At 37.0% G+C, this 14,401-nt stretch carries 17 protein-coding genes; 11 read left to right on the forward strand and 6 right to left on the reverse strand.

The genetic code is table 11. The features are described 5' to 3' along the window. Nucleotides 1–324: 324 nt before the first annotated feature. Nucleotides 325–1,464: a cysteine desulfurase family protein gene (locus tag JEM65_RS10445; protein WP_199599173.1), complete on the reverse strand. Its 1,140-nt coding sequence runs from the start codon at nucleotides 1,462–1,464 to the stop codon at nucleotides 325–327. A 249-nt stretch (nucleotides 1,465–1,713) separates the two neighbouring features. Here JEM65_RS10445 and JEM65_RS10450 point away from each other — a divergent pair, with 249 nt between their 5' ends. Then, nucleotides 1,714–2,637 (forward strand): hypothetical protein, encoded by a 924-nt coding sequence (locus JEM65_RS10450; protein WP_199599175.1) that lies wholly within the window; start codon nucleotides 1,714–1,716, stop codon nucleotides 2,635–2,637. A 77-nt stretch (nucleotides 2,638–2,714) separates the two neighbouring features. Here the strand turns inward: JEM65_RS10450 and JEM65_RS10455 are convergent, their stop codons facing one another. Further along, complete coding sequence (locus tag JEM65_RS10455; protein WP_199599177.1) at nucleotides 2,715–3,269, reverse strand: Smr/MutS family protein; 555 nt, start codon at nucleotides 3,267–3,269, stop codon at nucleotides 2,715–2,717. Then, nucleotides 3,266–3,463, reverse strand: a complete 198-nt coding sequence (locus JEM65_RS10460) for a hypothetical protein (protein ID WP_199599179.1) — start codon at nucleotides 3,461–3,463, stop codon at nucleotides 3,266–3,268. Before JEM65_RS10460 ends, JEM65_RS10455 begins: the two co-directional genes overlap by 4 nt. Before the next feature lie 129 nt (nucleotides 3,464–3,592). Here JEM65_RS10460 and JEM65_RS10465 point away from each other — a divergent pair, with 129 nt between their 5' ends. Together JEM65_RS10465 and JEM65_RS10470 are read left to right on the forward strand one after the other, a co-directional pair. After that, nucleotides 3,593–3,892, forward strand: coding sequence for a DUF2752 domain-containing protein (locus JEM65_RS10465; protein ID WP_233530611.1), 300 nt, complete (start codon nucleotides 3,593–3,595; stop codon nucleotides 3,890–3,892). A gap of 10 nt (nucleotides 3,893–3,902) precedes the next feature. Next, entirely contained in the window at nucleotides 3,903–4,238 is a 336-nt protein-coding gene (locus JEM65_RS10470; RefSeq protein ID WP_199599181.1) for a CCC motif membrane protein, read from the forward strand. 343 nt (nucleotides 4,239–4,581) lie between these two features. Here the strand turns inward: JEM65_RS10470 and JEM65_RS10475 are convergent, their stop codons facing one another. Both JEM65_RS10475 and rocD read right to left on the reverse strand, forming a co-directional pair. Continuing rightward, nucleotides 4,582–5,037: a DUF5362 family protein gene (locus JEM65_RS10475; RefSeq protein WP_199599183.1), complete on the reverse strand. Its 456-nt coding sequence runs from the start codon at nucleotides 5,035–5,037 to the stop codon at nucleotides 4,582–4,584. Continuing rightward, nucleotides 5,037–6,287, reverse strand: coding sequence for an ornithine--oxo-acid transaminase (rocD, locus tag JEM65_RS10480; protein WP_199599291.1), 1,251 nt, complete (start codon nucleotides 6,285–6,287; stop codon nucleotides 5,037–5,039). The genes JEM65_RS10475 and rocD overlap by 1 nt, the downstream gene beginning before the upstream one ends. A 486-nt stretch (nucleotides 6,288–6,773) precedes the next feature. Here rocD and rlmD point away from each other — a divergent pair, with 486 nt between their 5' ends. The 4 genes from rlmD (at nucleotide 6,774) to JEM65_RS10500 (ending at nucleotide 10,128) form a co-directional block, all read left to right on the forward strand. After that, nucleotides 6,774–8,183 (forward strand): 23S rRNA (uracil(1939)-C(5))-methyltransferase RlmD, encoded by a 1,410-nt coding sequence (gene rlmD, locus JEM65_RS10485; protein WP_199599185.1) that lies wholly within the window; start codon nucleotides 6,774–6,776, stop codon nucleotides 8,181–8,183. 104 nt (nucleotides 8,184–8,287) lie between these two features. Then, on the forward strand, nucleotides 8,288–8,824 hold the full coding sequence (locus JEM65_RS10490; protein ID WP_199599186.1) for a DUF6452 family protein: 537 nt from the start codon (nucleotides 8,288–8,290) through the stop codon (nucleotides 8,822–8,824). Further along, the gene (locus tag JEM65_RS10495) at nucleotides 8,796–9,527 is read left to right on the forward strand and encodes a DUF6048 family protein (protein ID WP_233530612.1); all 732 of its coding nucleotides are present in this window, start codon (nucleotides 8,796–8,798) and stop codon (nucleotides 9,525–9,527) included. The genes JEM65_RS10490 and JEM65_RS10495 overlap by 29 nt, the downstream gene beginning before the upstream one ends. A 76-nt stretch (nucleotides 9,528–9,603) precedes the next feature. Then, a complete protein-coding gene (locus JEM65_RS10500; RefSeq protein WP_199599188.1) occupies nucleotides 9,604–10,128 on the forward strand; it encodes a DinB family protein in 525 nt (174 codons plus the stop codon). A 62-nt stretch (nucleotides 10,129–10,190) separates the two neighbouring features. On the opposite strand, the gene JEM65_RS10505 is transcribed toward JEM65_RS10500, so the two are convergent. Then, nucleotides 10,191–11,348 carry a THUMP domain-containing class I SAM-dependent RNA methyltransferase gene (locus JEM65_RS10505; protein ID WP_199599190.1) on the reverse strand — a complete coding sequence of 386 codons (1,158 nt, stop codon included), beginning with the start codon at nucleotides 11,346–11,348 and terminating at the stop codon, nucleotides 10,191–10,193. Nucleotides 11,349–11,405: 57 nt separating this feature from the next. On the opposite strand from JEM65_RS10505, the gene JEM65_RS10510 reads away from it, so the two are divergent. From JEM65_RS10510 to JEM65_RS10525, 4 genes are all read left to right on the forward strand, one after another. Then, nucleotides 11,406–12,137: a class I SAM-dependent methyltransferase gene (locus tag JEM65_RS10510; protein WP_199599192.1), complete on the forward strand. Its 732-nt coding sequence runs from the start codon at nucleotides 11,406–11,408 to the stop codon at nucleotides 12,135–12,137. Beyond that, nucleotides 12,134–12,808, forward strand: coding sequence for a ZIP family metal transporter (locus JEM65_RS10515; RefSeq protein WP_199599194.1), 675 nt, complete (start codon nucleotides 12,134–12,136; stop codon nucleotides 12,806–12,808). Before JEM65_RS10510 ends, JEM65_RS10515 begins: the two co-directional genes overlap by 4 nt. 106 nt (nucleotides 12,809–12,914) lie before the next feature. Beyond that, nucleotides 12,915–13,343 carry a DUF4268 domain-containing protein gene (locus JEM65_RS10520; protein ID WP_199599196.1) on the forward strand — a complete coding sequence of 143 codons (429 nt, stop codon included), beginning with the start codon at nucleotides 12,915–12,917 and terminating at the stop codon, nucleotides 13,341–13,343. A gap of 244 nt (nucleotides 13,344–13,587) precedes the next feature. After that, entirely contained in the window at nucleotides 13,588–14,400 is an 813-nt protein-coding gene (locus tag JEM65_RS10525) for an amidohydrolase family protein (protein WP_199599198.1), read from the forward strand. Nucleotide 14,401 lies beyond the last annotated feature (1 nt).

Genomic DNA, 14,401 nt, shown 5'->3' on the forward strand with positions numbered 1-14,401 from the left:
TTGGGTTTTATTCCCCGACGCTCTGCGTCGAAATAAAAAAGGAACTTCTACTTGATACCTCGTACCCTTGGGTCGAGGTTGTTCATTTAAACTTATCTTTTTCCAAAAAATGTTATGGAGAAGGAGCAGACGCTTCACTTCTAAATCACACCTGATTATCAGTCAGTTATTTTCATTGTTTTGTTCCCTGCCAGCCGTTTCTTTAGGCACGGTCTTGACTCTTTACCGGACAACAATGAGTTTTAATTATATTTTACCTCTGTTTCAGTCTTTTCTCTATTCTCTTCTCTCTTCTCTCTTCTCTCTGTTCTCTTAATTCTACTTTCAAATAAAATCTTTCAGCACACCAATCACATAATCAACTTCCTCCTTCGTATTAAAGCTTGAGAACGAGAACCTGACAGAAGGTTTTAATAAGTAATCTGGGCTCAAAATTTCAGACAGAACGTGTGAGTTTTGATTGCTTCCACTTTGGCACGCTGATCCTTTAGAACAGGCAATGCCTTTCAAATCCAATTGAAAATGAAGCATCCCTCCTTTTTCTGGCGCAATTGGTAAACACACATTAATTAATGTATAGGTGCTGTTTTCTGAATCTTCACAATTGCCATTAAAAGTGATGTCAGGAGACAAACGTTTCAATTGGTCAATAAAATATGTTTTAAGTTCTGAGATCTGTTTTCGCTCAGCTTCAAGATTGGCATAACTCAGTTTCAATGCCGTTTCCATCCCTACAATGTTGTGGATAGCTTCAGTACCTGCGCGATACCCACGCTCCTGTTCGCCTCCAAGCAAGGAAGCTTTAATACCGGATCCTTTTCTGATAAACGCAAAACCTACCCCTTTGGGCCCATGGAATTTATGGGCGCTTGCCGCTAGAAAATCGATAGGAATCGTTTGTAAATCCAAATTGTAATGCCCTATAGATTGTACGGTATCACTGTGGAATAAGGCATGATGTGCTTTACAAAGGGCTGCTACTTTTGCAAGATCGAGTTTGTTTCCAATTTCATTATTGATGTGCATCAAACTGACCAAACTCTTATTTGAAGATTGTAATAATCGCTCTAGATCATTTATGTCAACCACCCCATTGTCCGATAACTTCACATAACTCACGGTAATGCCATATTCTTTTTGAAGCTGTTCAACCGTATGCAACACGGCATGGTGCTCCAGTTTGCTGGTGATGATTTCTGTTACCCCCAAATCTCTTACAGCACTGCGCAACACTAAATTATCAGCCTCCGTACCTCCCGCGGTAAAAACAATTTCTGACGCATAGACATTTAAAAATGAAGCAATCGTTTTTCTAGAGGTTTCCATCAATGATTTTGCTGAACGTCCCATTCCGTGGGTAGAAGAGGCGTTGCCATACTGTAGGCGCATCACTTCAGTCATCCGTTCTATGACCGCGTCTCGTATTGGGGTTGTTGCTGCATTGTCAAAATAAACTTGTTTCATAGCTGTGTTTTATAAATTATAATGACTTAGGAGTCAAAATAGAATTGATAACATGTCGGAATTTTTATGGAATTTGGAATCTACTGTAATAGTCACCTCAATAAAGTCATCATTCAATTGCTCAGAACTTCGGAATAAATTTTAAAGAAAAGCACTTCCTGAAAGCAAAAATACTCCAAATAAAATTATTTGAGAGATGGGGCGTTATAAATTAGAGAATGCCTTATTTTTGTTGCTTAATCAATGGAAATGCAAAAAATAGTTTACCTCTTAAGTTTATGCGTAGCACTTACCGCTTGTGACGATGGCGATATTATGGAAGTAGAATTGGCGTTTGACAAGCAGCTGTTTAGATGCGAACTAAATCCTGAATCTTATTTTTTATACGATATCAAAACTGATCCCTCTGAATCGTTGAGTTTAATTTTTCCAAACAACACCACGACAAAGCTGATATTCAATCCGGAGACCAACAATTATACAAGTACTTTTGAGATTAACGGCTCCGGTACTAAGTTCAATTATAGGACGTATGATGGCGATCCAAAAAAGGTAATCTGTAATTTATTACCTGATGCCAATACTAACATTCTCAAAGATTATGCTGCAACATCTGGTACGGTTACAACATTGACCACTTTTATTGATGATGATGATGATGGCATTCCTTCTGATTTTGAAGATGATAATTTAGATGGCGATAACGATCCAGCAACCAATCCTACAGATTCTGATGGCGATGGCATCCCAGATTATCTTGACGATGATGATGATAATGATAATGTGTTGACTAAAAATGAAGGTCACAACTATACAGAAGTTGATGGTTTGTCTAAGGCGCAAGATACTGACGGAGACGGGACACCTGATTATTTAGACAATGACGACGACGGTGATGATGTTTTAACGCGTTTTGAGGATGAAAACCAGGATGGAAATCCGATGAACGATCGTGATGAGGCTACCCTGACACCAGCAGTTCCGAGGTATTTAAACAAAGTGGCCACAGATGTTTATGATTATCAGTTGTTCAACAAAAACACCTACCAACGGATTACTACCGTCAAATTCCAAATTAAAAATGTCAACTTAGATATTATTAGTTTAACGGATATTGATTTTGGGACTTATACTAACACTACTACCATTGAAATAGCTAATGAAAATGAATAATGTTTTTCATCTATAAGCTATTTATAACTAAAAGCAGTATGTTTTTTGCTGACAAATAAATTGCAACCTGGTGCTATTTAACTATTCTGATAAATATAAACTTCAGTGGCTCCCAAACCGTATTTTTGAAAATCGGCCTCGTAAAACTTAACATTGTCATAGCGTCTAAAAAGCGTTTCCAACTCCATTTTTAGCACACCTTCTCCTACACCATGAATAAAGACTATTTTTTGAATGCGTTTACCAATGGCGAATTCTAGCTTTCGTTGTGCGGTATCCAACTGCAAGGTCAACATGTCGTAATTGGATAAATGACGTTGGTTTTCCGTCAGATTGTGGATGTGTAAATCCACTTCCATGGTAGGTTGGTTGCGTTCTTTCGGTTTTACCCTTATAGACTTTCGCTTTACATTTTGTTCTTTTTCCGACAGCACTTCCTGAAATGAGTGTTCAGAAAAAATGCTGGATTTCAAGGTATCCTTGTCTTCCATTTTAAGCAATTCAGATTCTTTAAAATCCATAAGAAAACCATCCTCCGTCTCCATAAAAACGGTCTGCCCCTCAATTTTTGAAACCCTTCCAGAAATGGCCTCATCCAATACCGTTACCTTATCGCCTACTTTTAAGTTCATGGCTTGTCAGTATTATCAGAAGGTGTTTCTGGATCGTTTTTGCTGGGAATGTTTTTTGAAATGCGATACACACCAATCATCAAAATCACAATGCCACCAATAAGGACATATTCATTTTGGTCCACTCCAGCCCTGGCGTAAATGGCAACAAATCCGCCAATAATGATGAGTAAAATATTTATAATCCGTGACATAGTATACGTAGGTTAATTATTTAAAGAACGACGAAATTACAAATTTAGAACTAAAAAAAACAGCAGTTATAGACAAATCTAAGCTGAAAAAATCAGCGCATCACTTGGTATCTTTTTATACATTTGCGTATGACTTTGATCAACCTTATCAAGCCTGAAGATTTTATGCTCCCTTGTTTAAACAAGCAGTTGTTTGGCTTGGAGTGCTTGGGCTGTGGCATTCAACGCGCTACGCTTTTAATGTTTAGGGGCGACTTTGTGTTGGCGTTTAAAACCTATCCTGCTATATATACGCTTATTTTATTGGCACTTTTTCTTATATTTAACCTGATCATCAAATTTAAATATGATTACGGAATCAAAATCGGCTTAATCAGTCTTAACGTCATCATCATTGTAGTCAGTTTTCTAATTAAAATAATCAACTAAAACCAATCGCATGGAAAGACAACAATTACCAAATTCAACACTCATTTTAGTATTCGGCATCATTTCTATTATTACCTGCTGCTGTTACGGGGTTATCGGGCTGCCATTAGGTATTATCGCCTTGGTCATGGCCAATAAAGCAACCACTGTGTATGCAGCAGACCCGGAACTGTATACAGGATTTCAAAATGTAAAAACAGGTAAAATACTTGCTATTATTGGAATTGTCTTAAATGCTATTTTCTTAATTTATGTGATATGGATGTTTGCAACCCTTGGCAGCGATGGCATTCAACAGATGTCTGAAGACTTGATGAGAGGCATGAATGATGGTATGGAACAATAATAATTTCTATTTTAAAACAGTATTATCCAATAAAGAATTTAGACCGCTGCGCTTATAGAATAAACCTGCCCTTGCCGTCAGGCGGGGAACCAACATTTGATTATAACTGACTGAGAAACTACGTTATTCCAAATTAAATTTGTTCAATCACTCTAAGCAATAGTGGTTTCAAAAAGCAAGGTGCCTTTTTAAAATCGCGTACCACATCTCGTTTTAATGGAATTGGCAACCCTTCTATCTTTTTTATTGGACACTCATATTTTTAAACACTCAAAAAGCGGCTTAAAAGGCCGCTTTTTTATATCATAACATTCCGAGATAGCTTTACCTCTGGGGGTTTGGGTTACATTAACCCTGTAAATAACGCGCCCACAAAAATCAATATATATAGACTCATAATGGCAATTGTAAAGATGCCTAAAAACTTATAATGCGATTTTAAGTTTGAAAATGCTGCCGTTAAATCGTCATTATTTTTAGCACTTAGTGCACTTTTCATTTTTCGGGAAAAATTAAAAAGATAAAGCACCGGGAAAAAGTAGAATAATGCCATAACCACATAAACAATTCCAAAATAAGACATATTCATATCCATGCCCATAGCTTCATAAGGGTTGCCACCCGGCATAAAGCCCATGGCCACACTAAAGAACACACCAAAAAGAAGCATGAGTCCGATACCTATAAATCCTAAAATGGAAAGAAAATAAGTCCAACTGGAAGTTTCTTTTAAAAAGCCTACTATTGCTGGTGACAGATTCAGTTCAAACGTGTCGAAAGCAGATTTTTCTTCTGTCATTATAATTTGGGTTCAAATTGTTTTAATGTTTTAACAATAATACCCACACAATCTAACAATTGTTCTTCATTGATGACTAAAGGCGGCGCAAAACGGATAATGTTGCCATGGGTTGGCTTTGCTAACAGTCCGTTGTCTCGCAATGCCAAGCAAATGTTCCAAGCTGTCTCACTGTCTTCACTATCATTTATAACAATAGCGTTAAGCAACCCTTTTCCTCTTACCAGTTTTGTAATCGAACTCGTTTCGATAAATGTATTTAGCTCACTTCTAAAAAGTTGCCCTAACTTCTCAGCGTTTTTAGCCAAGTGTTCATCTTTAACAACTTCTAAAGCAGCCATAGCTACAGCCGCAGCAACAGGATTTCCGCCAAATGTACTGCCGTGATTTCCTGGTTGGATGACATTCATTATAGGATCATTTGCTAATACCGCACTTACTGGGTAAGCGCCACCACTTAAGGCTTTTCCTAAAATTAAAATATCTGGTTTCACATTTTCATGATCTACCGCCAATAGTTTTCCTGTTCTTGCAATCCCCGTCTGAACTTCATCTGCCATAAACAATACATTATACTGTTCACATAAGGCTTTGGCTTTAGAAAGATAGTTTTCGCTTGGCACATAAACGCCAGCTTCCCCTTGTATAGGTTCTACCAAAAATCCTGCAACGTTTGGATTACTTTTTAGAGTGGCTTCCAATTCGGCTAGATTATCGTATTCAATCTTTATAAATCCGTCCGTAAAAGGTCCAAAATGTTCACGCGCCACAGGATCATTGGAAAATGATATGATAGTGGTGGTACGGCCATGGAAATTGTTTTTACAAACCACAATTTCTGCTTTGTGGTTTTCAATACCTTTGACCTCATAGGCCCATTTTCTACAAATCTTAAGCGCAGTTTCTACGGCTTCTGCACCTGTATTCATTGGTAAAATCTTGTCAAAGCCAAAATATTGAGCCGCATAGGCTTCAAATTTGCCTAACATATCATTGTGAAACGCACGAGACGTTAAGGTTAATGTTCTGGCTTGATCCACCATAGCATCGATAATTTTTGGATGACAATGGCCTTGGTTAACGGCGGAATAGGCAGAAAGAAAATCATAATATTTTTTTCCTTCAACATCCCAAACATACACCCCTTCTCCTTTACTCAGTACTACAGGTAACGGATGGTAATTGTGTGCACCATACTTGTTTTCTAAATTGATCGCTTGTTGCGAAGTTAATTGGTCTAAAACAGCCATATTATAAGAATTTAAGGTTTTATGTCTAAAAGACATAGTTTGACCACTTTTGAGGCGGCAAACATTAATAATTACATCTCGCTTAGCGAGAAAAATAACCATTCCTACTGTACCTTTATTCTTTCGATATCCCGATAGCTATCGGGGACGAAAAAGCAGCGTGGGAGAGAAATCACCCCTAGGGCCTGCAAATTATGAAATAATTAAGCCTCTAAAAAATTTTAGGGTTGTTTTAGGTCTACATATTTAGCAAAGTTAGTATTAAAAGATGATTTCTATTTTTGAATATAACTTTCTTAATAGGACATCTTCCCTAATTCTCATAATATTAAGCGCTCTTAAAGTCACTGAATCACTCAAAAAAGCCCTAATAATTCAAGTATCCAGAACAACAGCCAATGGCCCTTCACATGTAAATCAGAATTTCACTAATAAAATGACAATTTGTAATTCGCAAATCGCAATTGGTTTCACTATTTTTGCGGCATGGGAAGAAGAAATAAAAAACAAATCTTTGAGAATGTCCTAGTTGTTGATGCTGGTGCAAAAGGAAAATCTGTTGCAAAATCGCCAGATGGCGCGGTCATTTTTATGCAAAATGTGGTTCCAGGTGATGTGGTGGATGTAGAAACCTTTAAGAAGCGCAAATCATACTACGAAGGAAAAGCTATAAAATTTCACGAATATTCTGATAAACGGACAGAACCAAGATGTCAGCATTTTGGGGTTTGTGGCGGTTGCAAGTGGCAGGATATGGCCTATGAATACCAATTATTCTACAAGCAAAAGGAAGTGGAAGAAAATTTAAAGCGCATTGGTCATTTAGAACTTCCTCCTATTACACCAATTTTAGGATCGGCCAAAGATTATTTTTACAGAAACAAAATGGAGTTTTCTTTTAGCGATAGCCGATGGTTAACCTTGGAAGAAATTAAATCTGATGAGAATTTTGGAGATAAAAACGCGCTCGGCTTCCATATTCCTGGAATGTGGGATAAAATTTTAGATATTGAAAAGTGTTGGCTACAAGACGATCCTTCTAACGCCATTAGAAATTCTGTAAAAGAATTTACTGTAAAGCACGACATGGAATTCTTTAATGCGCGCAACCAAACCGGATTTTTAAGAACCATGATGCTGCGCACCTCCTCTACGGGTGATATTATGGTGCTTTTTCAGTTCTATAAAGAAGACGAGGCCAACCGTGTATTACTATTGGATTATATAGGCGATAAATTCCCAGAAATTACCTCTTTACAATATGTCATCAATGGTAAAGCGAATGACACCATTTATGATCAGGAAGTCATATGTTACAAAGGTGAAGATCATATTTTTGAGGAAATGGAGGGCTTAAAATTTAAGATCAACGCTAAATCCTTTTATCAGACCAATTCTGATCAGGCCTATGAACTTTATAAAATTACACGTAATTTTGCCGATTTAAAAGGTGATGAACTTGTTTACGATTTGTACACAGGTACTGGAACCATTGCGCAATTTGTGGCTAAAAACGCAAAAAAAGTAATCGGTGTTGAAGCTGTTGCTGATGCCATTACCGCTGCCAAAGAAAACGCACAATTAAACGGAATTGACAACGTTGCTTTTTATGTGGGCGATATGAAAAATGTGTTTAATACTGATTTCATTAATCAACATGGTCATCCAGATGTGATTATTACGGACCCTCCAAGAGATGGGATGCATAAGGATGTCGTGCAACAAATATTGAACATTGCACCATCAAAAGTAGTGTATGTTAGTTGTAACAGTGCAACACAGGCCCGAGATCTGGAACTTATGGATGCCATGTACAAAGTCACAAAAGTGCAACCAGTTGATATGTTTCCACAAACCCATCACGTAGAAAATGTTGTACTTTTGGAAAAAAGATAACGGGATTGACGATTGTTGATTGCTGATTCTCGATTGACGATTAACGATTAACGATTGACAATTAATTAGACTAACACAAATTTTAAATCAGAAACAACAGAAACTTGAAACAGAACACCTTCCATAAGTACACAAAGATCATACTTTCGTTCATCTTGATTGCAAGTCTTTGGAGCTGCGAACGTGATGATATTTGCGCATCCGCAACGCCTACAACACCTCACTTAATAATTCGTTTTTATAATATTAATGAGAGATCGGAGACTAAAACGGTAAGACGGATGAATGTATTTGAAGAAAATAGTTCAAAATATATTCTCTTAGATAAAACTTTAGATTCTATTATATTACCATTAAGAATTGATGCTTTAGACACCACCAATACGACACGCTTTATTATAGAAAGAGATGGTGATTACGATACAGACGAAGATGACAACACAGTTTCCAACATCGATACCCTTGAAGTGAGCTACACACCTGAACTAATTTATGTGTCGCGTGCCTGCGGCTATAAAAGTATATTCAACAATCTTGTAGCGAGTCGAGCTTCAGACGAGAACAACTGGATTCTTGATGTTCAAGTTATAAACAACACCATAAACAATGAAGATGCAGCGCATATCAACATTTATCACTAGTCTGATTATTTTGATGGTGTTGCCACTAACATCATTTGCTCAGGAAGAACAAAACACTAACGATACCATTGTTGTGAAACAGAAATATGGTTTGCGTTTAGGTGGCGATATTGGAAAATTGGCAAGGTCTTTTATTGATGAGGATTATACTGGATTTGAAATCAGTGGCGATTACAGACTTACGCAAAACCTATATCTCGCTGGAGAATTGGGGTCAGAAGAGAATACTATAAAAAATGAGTATTTAAATGTGACTGGTAAAGGAAGCTACTTTAAAGCCGGAATAGATTACAATCTCTACCGAAATTGGTTGGATATGGAAAACCTAATCTATACAGGATTAAGAGTTGGTGCCAGCACCTTTAGTCAAAGTTTAAACAGCTACACTGTTTATACAACGGACCAATATTATGACACTCCATTTACGTCGTCAGATTTACAGGAATACAAGGGTCTGTCCGCAATTTGGGTGGAAGCAGTCATAGGCGTAAAAGCTGAATTGTTGACCAATCTTTTTGTAGGTGTCAATGCACAAGTTAAAGGAATGGTGACACAGGATCAGCCTACCAATTTTGAGAACTTATATGTACCAGGATTCAATAGAACGTTTGATAGTGGCCGATTTGGCTTCGGATTTGGGTATAACGTATCGTATTTGATTCCTATTTATAAGAAAAATAAAAAGATCGCTATTGAGGATTAAGGTCTTGTAAATACTTTAAATTTTTACTCCATTTATTTAGAGATTTTGTTTAACTTCTGCATACAAACCCCAACGTATGCATAAAGATGAGATTGCCGATTTATTGGAGGAGAAATATCACAATCTTCTTAATTGGCTGGAAGTTCAAGATGAAGACAAATGGCTCCAAGGACCGGAAGGAAAATGGACTACGGGTCAGCAGGCCTTGCACTTACTACAAAGTATAAAGCCATTAAATGATGTTTTAAGCATGCCCAGATTTTGGTTTAAATACGCTTTTGGGATAAACAATCGCGACTTACGGGATTATGATATGATTGTTCAACGTTATCTCGAACGATTGGAAGAATTTAAAAAAAACCCCGCGAAAGCATCCAAAAAATTAAAAGTTCCGAAAATTAAGGACAAGAAATATATCTTAACGCGACTGCAGGTTGAGAGTAAAAAGTTGCAATATAAGACCCGACGGATATCTGATAAAAATTTAGACACCTTGGTCCTTCCCCACCCGATAATGGGAAAAATGCCAATACGGGAACTTTTAATGTGGACAGCCTACCATGCAGAGCATCACACCAAACAGCTTCAAAAGATGTATTAACGTTGTTAATAAATGTATTTAAGATTTCAATATTGAAAACAGAACCTGTTTCAAATTGAATTCTAGTCCATATACTTTCCTTTTTTACTGCCTTCGTACATCACATATTTTACCAACCTCGCTTCCAATTTAGCATTTACCAAATGAATTTTTCTAGAAGGTCTTAATCCTACATGTTTCAAGGCATCAAGATTTGAGGTGATAAACCATGCATCCGTACCCGGATAGTTCTGTTTCAAGGTATCTCCAATACTCTTGTAAAAAGATTCCATATCAATATCCAACCGCTCGCCATATGGTGGATTGAATACCATATGAAGTTTTTCGTTTCCTGCCTTTTGAGTCTTGAAGAAATCTTCGTGACGCACTTCTACAAAGTCTTCCAACTTTGCATTTTTAATATTTTCTATCGCTTTGGTAACAGCACTGGGCGATTTGTCATAACCAATAATTTTATGATGAAAATCTCTAGTCTTGCTCAAAAGCGATTCTTCTATTTTCTCAAATAAATCTACATCCCAATCTTGCCAGCGCTCAAAAGCGAATTCCTTACGCATTAAATTTGGAGGAATATTACAGGCTATCATAGCAGCTTCAGCTAAAATAGTACCACTGCCACACATAGGATCCATAAAATCAGTCTGTCCGTCCCAGCCTGATAACATAATCAAGCCCGCAGCCAATACTTCGTTAATTGGTGCAATATTCGTTGCGGTTTTATACCCACGTTTGTGAAGAGAATCTCCAGAAGAGTCCAAAGAAATATTGCACATGTTACGATCAATATGCACGTTTATTTTAAGATCAGGAAATTTTAGATCGACGTTCGGGCGTTCGCCAACGGTATCTCTAAATTTATCCACAATGGCATCTTTCGTTTTTTGTGCTATATATAAGGAATGGGTAAACAAATGCGAATGTACGGTAGCATCAACCGCAATTGTCCCCGTAGGCTTCACATATTGAGACCAATCCATTTTATAGATTTGATCATACAAATCCTTTTCATTATTTACTCTAAAACTATTTATGGGCTTCAGGATCTTAATGGCAGTTCTCAGTGCCAAATTAGCTTTATACATAAACCCTTGGTCGCCCACAAAACCCACGTTTCGAACCCCTACCTTTACCTCTCGGGCACCTAACTGGGTCAATTCTTTTGCAAGTAATTCTTCAAAACCAAATAAGGTTTTGGCAACCATACTAAAATTATTATCCATTATTCTCATCCTATAGATTACAAAAATAAAGTATTTTTGCAGTCAGACGAATTTATAATGACAAAAGACACAACACAGTGGTACGCTTCTTGGTTTGACACACCATATTATCACATTCTTTATGAAGGTAGAGATTACGCCGAGGCACACCACTTTATGGATAATTTGACCAAGTATTTGAATTTGCCAGAAGATGGAAAAATACTCGATCTTGCTTGCGGTAAAGGTCGTCATTCCATATATCTCAGCTCTTTAGGTTATGATGTTACCGGGGTTGACCTTTCAGTAAATAGCATTGCCTATGCCAAAACTCACGAAAACGATAAACTTCATTTTGAGGTGCACGATATGTGCAGACCCTTCAATGATAAATTTGACGCCGTGTTTAATTTGTTTACTAGTTTTGGATATTTTGACAGAACAGAAGACAATCTGAACACAATTAAAGCTATCAGAGACGATCTCAACGAATCAGGATTTGGAGTAATTGATTTTATGAACAGTGATTTTGTGATAGATAATTTGGTAGCTGAAGATGTAAAATCGGCAGGAGGTATTGATTTTTATCAGAAAAGATATGTGAAAGACGGTTATATCATTAAAGACATTAGTTTTACAGATAAGGGTGAGGATTATCACTACCAAGAACGTGTAAAAGCAAAGACTTTAGCTGACTTTGAAGCTCTTTTTGAAGAAGCAGGTGTGTATTTATTGGATATTTTTGGCGATTATAAATTGCGTAAATTCCATAAAGATACCTCAGAGCGTTTAATAATGATCTTTAAATGATGCACTATTTATTACCAATTTTGGCTGTTGTTTTAGGTGTTTTGTTAGTCTTTATTTTCAAGCATAAGAAGTCTAATTACACAAAGTTGCTGTTATCATTCAGCGGCGCTTTTTTATTAGCCCTGACACTTTTTGAATTACTCCCTGAAGTTTATGACCATTTAGATGCCAAAACAACCGGATTGTTTATCATGTTTGGAATTCTCATCCAAATTCTATTGGAATTTTTCTCCAAAGGTGCAGAACACGGACATGTGCATGTACATGAGGGGGACACGAACTTCCCATGGGTATTGTTTATCAGTTTAAGTATCCATAGTTTTCTGGAAGGATTTCCTATACATCAGCATAATGACATGGTATATGGCGTACTTATTCATAAAATCCCCATTGCAGCATTGATTACAACGTATTTGGTGCAATCTAATTTTACAAAACTTCAGGTTGTAGGGTTTTTGGTGGTTTTTGCAGCAATGACGCCTATTGGAACACTCATTTCCAACACGGTCAGTTTAGTTGAAGACTATGTGTTTTATATTAATGCCATTGTAATTGGTATTTTCTTCCATATCTCAACCGTCATCTTGTTTGAAAGCAGTGAAGGGCATAAATTCAACCTTTCTAAATTGGTAGTGATTGTACTCGGGATTTTGGTAGCTTATGTAATTTGAAGGGATTGAGGTTTGAGAATAGAGAGTAGAGAGTAGAGAGTAGAGAGTAGAGAGTAGAGAAATGTAAATTTTATTTAAAAAGATTCCCGCTTTCGAGGGACATAGTATGTTTAGCAAAGAAGAATCAAGAAAATTAAGAGAAGAATTCTGGATCAGTTTCGGGAAATCATTCCCAAGAAAATGGATTCTTTATGATACCAAATTGAAAGGTTTCTCTTTTAAATTTCATTTTGACACCAAATCCGCATTTGTAAGTCTAGACCTTGAAGACGATCTGGAAAATCGAATCAAGTATTGGGATAAACTACAATCTCTAAAAGCCATTTTAACAGAGGATTTTCTACCCCAAGCGATTTTTGAAGAAACCTATTTTTTAGAAAATGGCAAGGAAATTTCCAGAATTTATGTTCCTTTAAATCAGAAAGTATCCATTCACAACAAAAACACTTGGAGAGCCGTCATGGAGTTTTTTATTGAAAAAATGAGTTTATTTGAAACTTTCTTTGAAGATTATAAGGATTTTATTGACGCTTGATAGTTGGCAGTTGGCAGTAATCAGTATGCAGTTGGCAGTAGGCAGTCTTATTCAATATTTTACTATTCGAAGGAAGGGGGACTACTGAATACTGAACACTGAACACTGAACACTGAACACTGAGGACTGAAGACTGAGGACTGAGGACTGAGGATTGAGGACTGAATACTGAAAACTGAAGAAACCTTGGCGCTTTCATCAAATAGTTCGATATTGTTAGCTTAGCAAAAAACAAAAAAATATTATGATCATAGACGTACACACCCACATTAACAATTACCATGAAGACCGAGTCGTATCTCTAGAAGACAGCCTTAACAAGCTGACAGATACCATGGCGGAAAATAACGTGGATTATTCGCTGGTGTTGTCGTCCTATAAAGTTAATGAACACCGCCCAAGTACTAAAAAAGTTGTTGAAGCCATTAGTCATAGAGATAATCTTGGCGTTGTGGCAGGCGTGAGCTACTTAAATTATGACTATAAAGATTTACGTGAGCTCAGCGAATTTCTAGACGCCGGACTCATAAAAGGCCTCAAGTTTTACCCAGGTTATGAACCGTTTTATCCTAACGATATTCGGTTTAAGATCATGTATGATATGGCCATTGAATTTGATGTTCCGGTCATGTTCCATTCCGGTGATACTTACGCTCCTACTGGAAAAATAAAATTTTCCCACCCTATTCATATTGATGATTTGGCGGTAGATTATCCCGACTTAAAAATTGTAATTTGCCATGTCGGTAATCCGTGGATTAAGGATTGCATGGAGGTGGTTTATAAAAATCAGAATGTGCATGCTGATATTTCCGGCTTGGTTTTAGGCGATTTTAACGAGAAGTTTGAGCGTTATATGAAAAAGGAAATCGAAGAAATGATAACCTACGCGGGAGATCCTAAGTATTTATTATACGGCACCGATTGGCCTATCAGTAATATGAAGTCCTATCTTAAATTTATGGACCAATTGGATTTGGCGGATGACAAAAAGGAATTGATTCTGTGGAAAAATGCTGCGGATCTCTTTAAGATTGATGTGAGCAAGCTTAAATAAC

Source organism: Gelidibacter salicanalis, from assembly GCF_016469035.1.
GTDB lineage: Bacteria > Bacteroidota > Bacteroidia > Flavobacteriales > Flavobacteriaceae > Gelidibacter > Gelidibacter salicanalis_A.

Bases quoted from the DNA above. Each gene is read 5' to 3' on its own strand.
- JEM65_RS10445 (WP_199599173.1), bottom strand. From the start codon at position 1,464: ATGAAACAAGTTTATTTTGACAATGCAGCAACAACCCCAATACGAGAC.
- JEM65_RS10450 (WP_199599175.1), top strand. From the start codon at position 1,714: ATGCAAAAAATAGTTTACCTCTTAAGTTTATGCGTAGCACTTACCGCT.
- JEM65_RS10455 (WP_199599177.1), bottom strand. From the start codon at position 3,269: ATGAACTTAAAAGTAGGCGATAAGGTAACGGTATTGGATGAGGCCATT.
- JEM65_RS10460 (WP_199599179.1), bottom strand. From the start codon at position 3,463: ATGTCACGGATTATAAATATTTTACTCATCATTATTGGCGGATTTGTT.
- JEM65_RS10465 (WP_233530611.1), top strand. From the start codon at position 3,593: ATGACTTTGATCAACCTTATCAAGCCTGAAGATTTTATGCTCCCTTGT.
- JEM65_RS10470 (WP_199599181.1), top strand. From the start codon at position 3,903: ATGGAAAGACAACAATTACCAAATTCAACACTCATTTTAGTATTCGGC.
- JEM65_RS10475 (WP_199599183.1), bottom strand. From the start codon at position 5,037: ATGACAGAAGAAAAATCTGCTTTCGACACGTTTGAACTGAATCTGTCA.
- rocD (WP_199599291.1), bottom strand. From the start codon at position 6,287: ATGGCTGTTTTAGACCAATTAACTTCGCAACAAGCGATCAATTTAGAA.
- rlmD (WP_199599185.1), top strand. From the start codon at position 6,774: ATGGGAAGAAGAAATAAAAAACAAATCTTTGAGAATGTCCTAGTTGTT.
- JEM65_RS10495 (WP_233530612.1), top strand. From the start codon at position 8,796: ATGCAGCGCATATCAACATTTATCACTAGTCTGATTATTTTGATGGTG.
- JEM65_RS10500 (WP_199599188.1), top strand. From the start codon at position 9,604: ATGCATAAAGATGAGATTGCCGATTTATTGGAGGAGAAATATCACAAT.
- JEM65_RS10505 (WP_199599190.1), bottom strand. From the start codon at position 11,348: ATGGATAATAATTTTAGTATGGTTGCCAAAACCTTATTTGGTTTTGAA.
- JEM65_RS10510 (WP_199599192.1), top strand. From the start codon at position 11,406: ATGACAAAAGACACAACACAGTGGTACGCTTCTTGGTTTGACACACCA.
- JEM65_RS10515 (WP_199599194.1), top strand. From the start codon at position 12,134: ATGATGCACTATTTATTACCAATTTTGGCTGTTGTTTTAGGTGTTTTG.
- JEM65_RS10520 (WP_199599196.1), top strand. From the start codon at position 12,915: ATGTTTAGCAAAGAAGAATCAAGAAAATTAAGAGAAGAATTCTGGATC.
- JEM65_RS10525 (WP_199599198.1), top strand. From the start codon at position 13,588: ATGATCATAGACGTACACACCCACATTAACAATTACCATGAAGACCGA.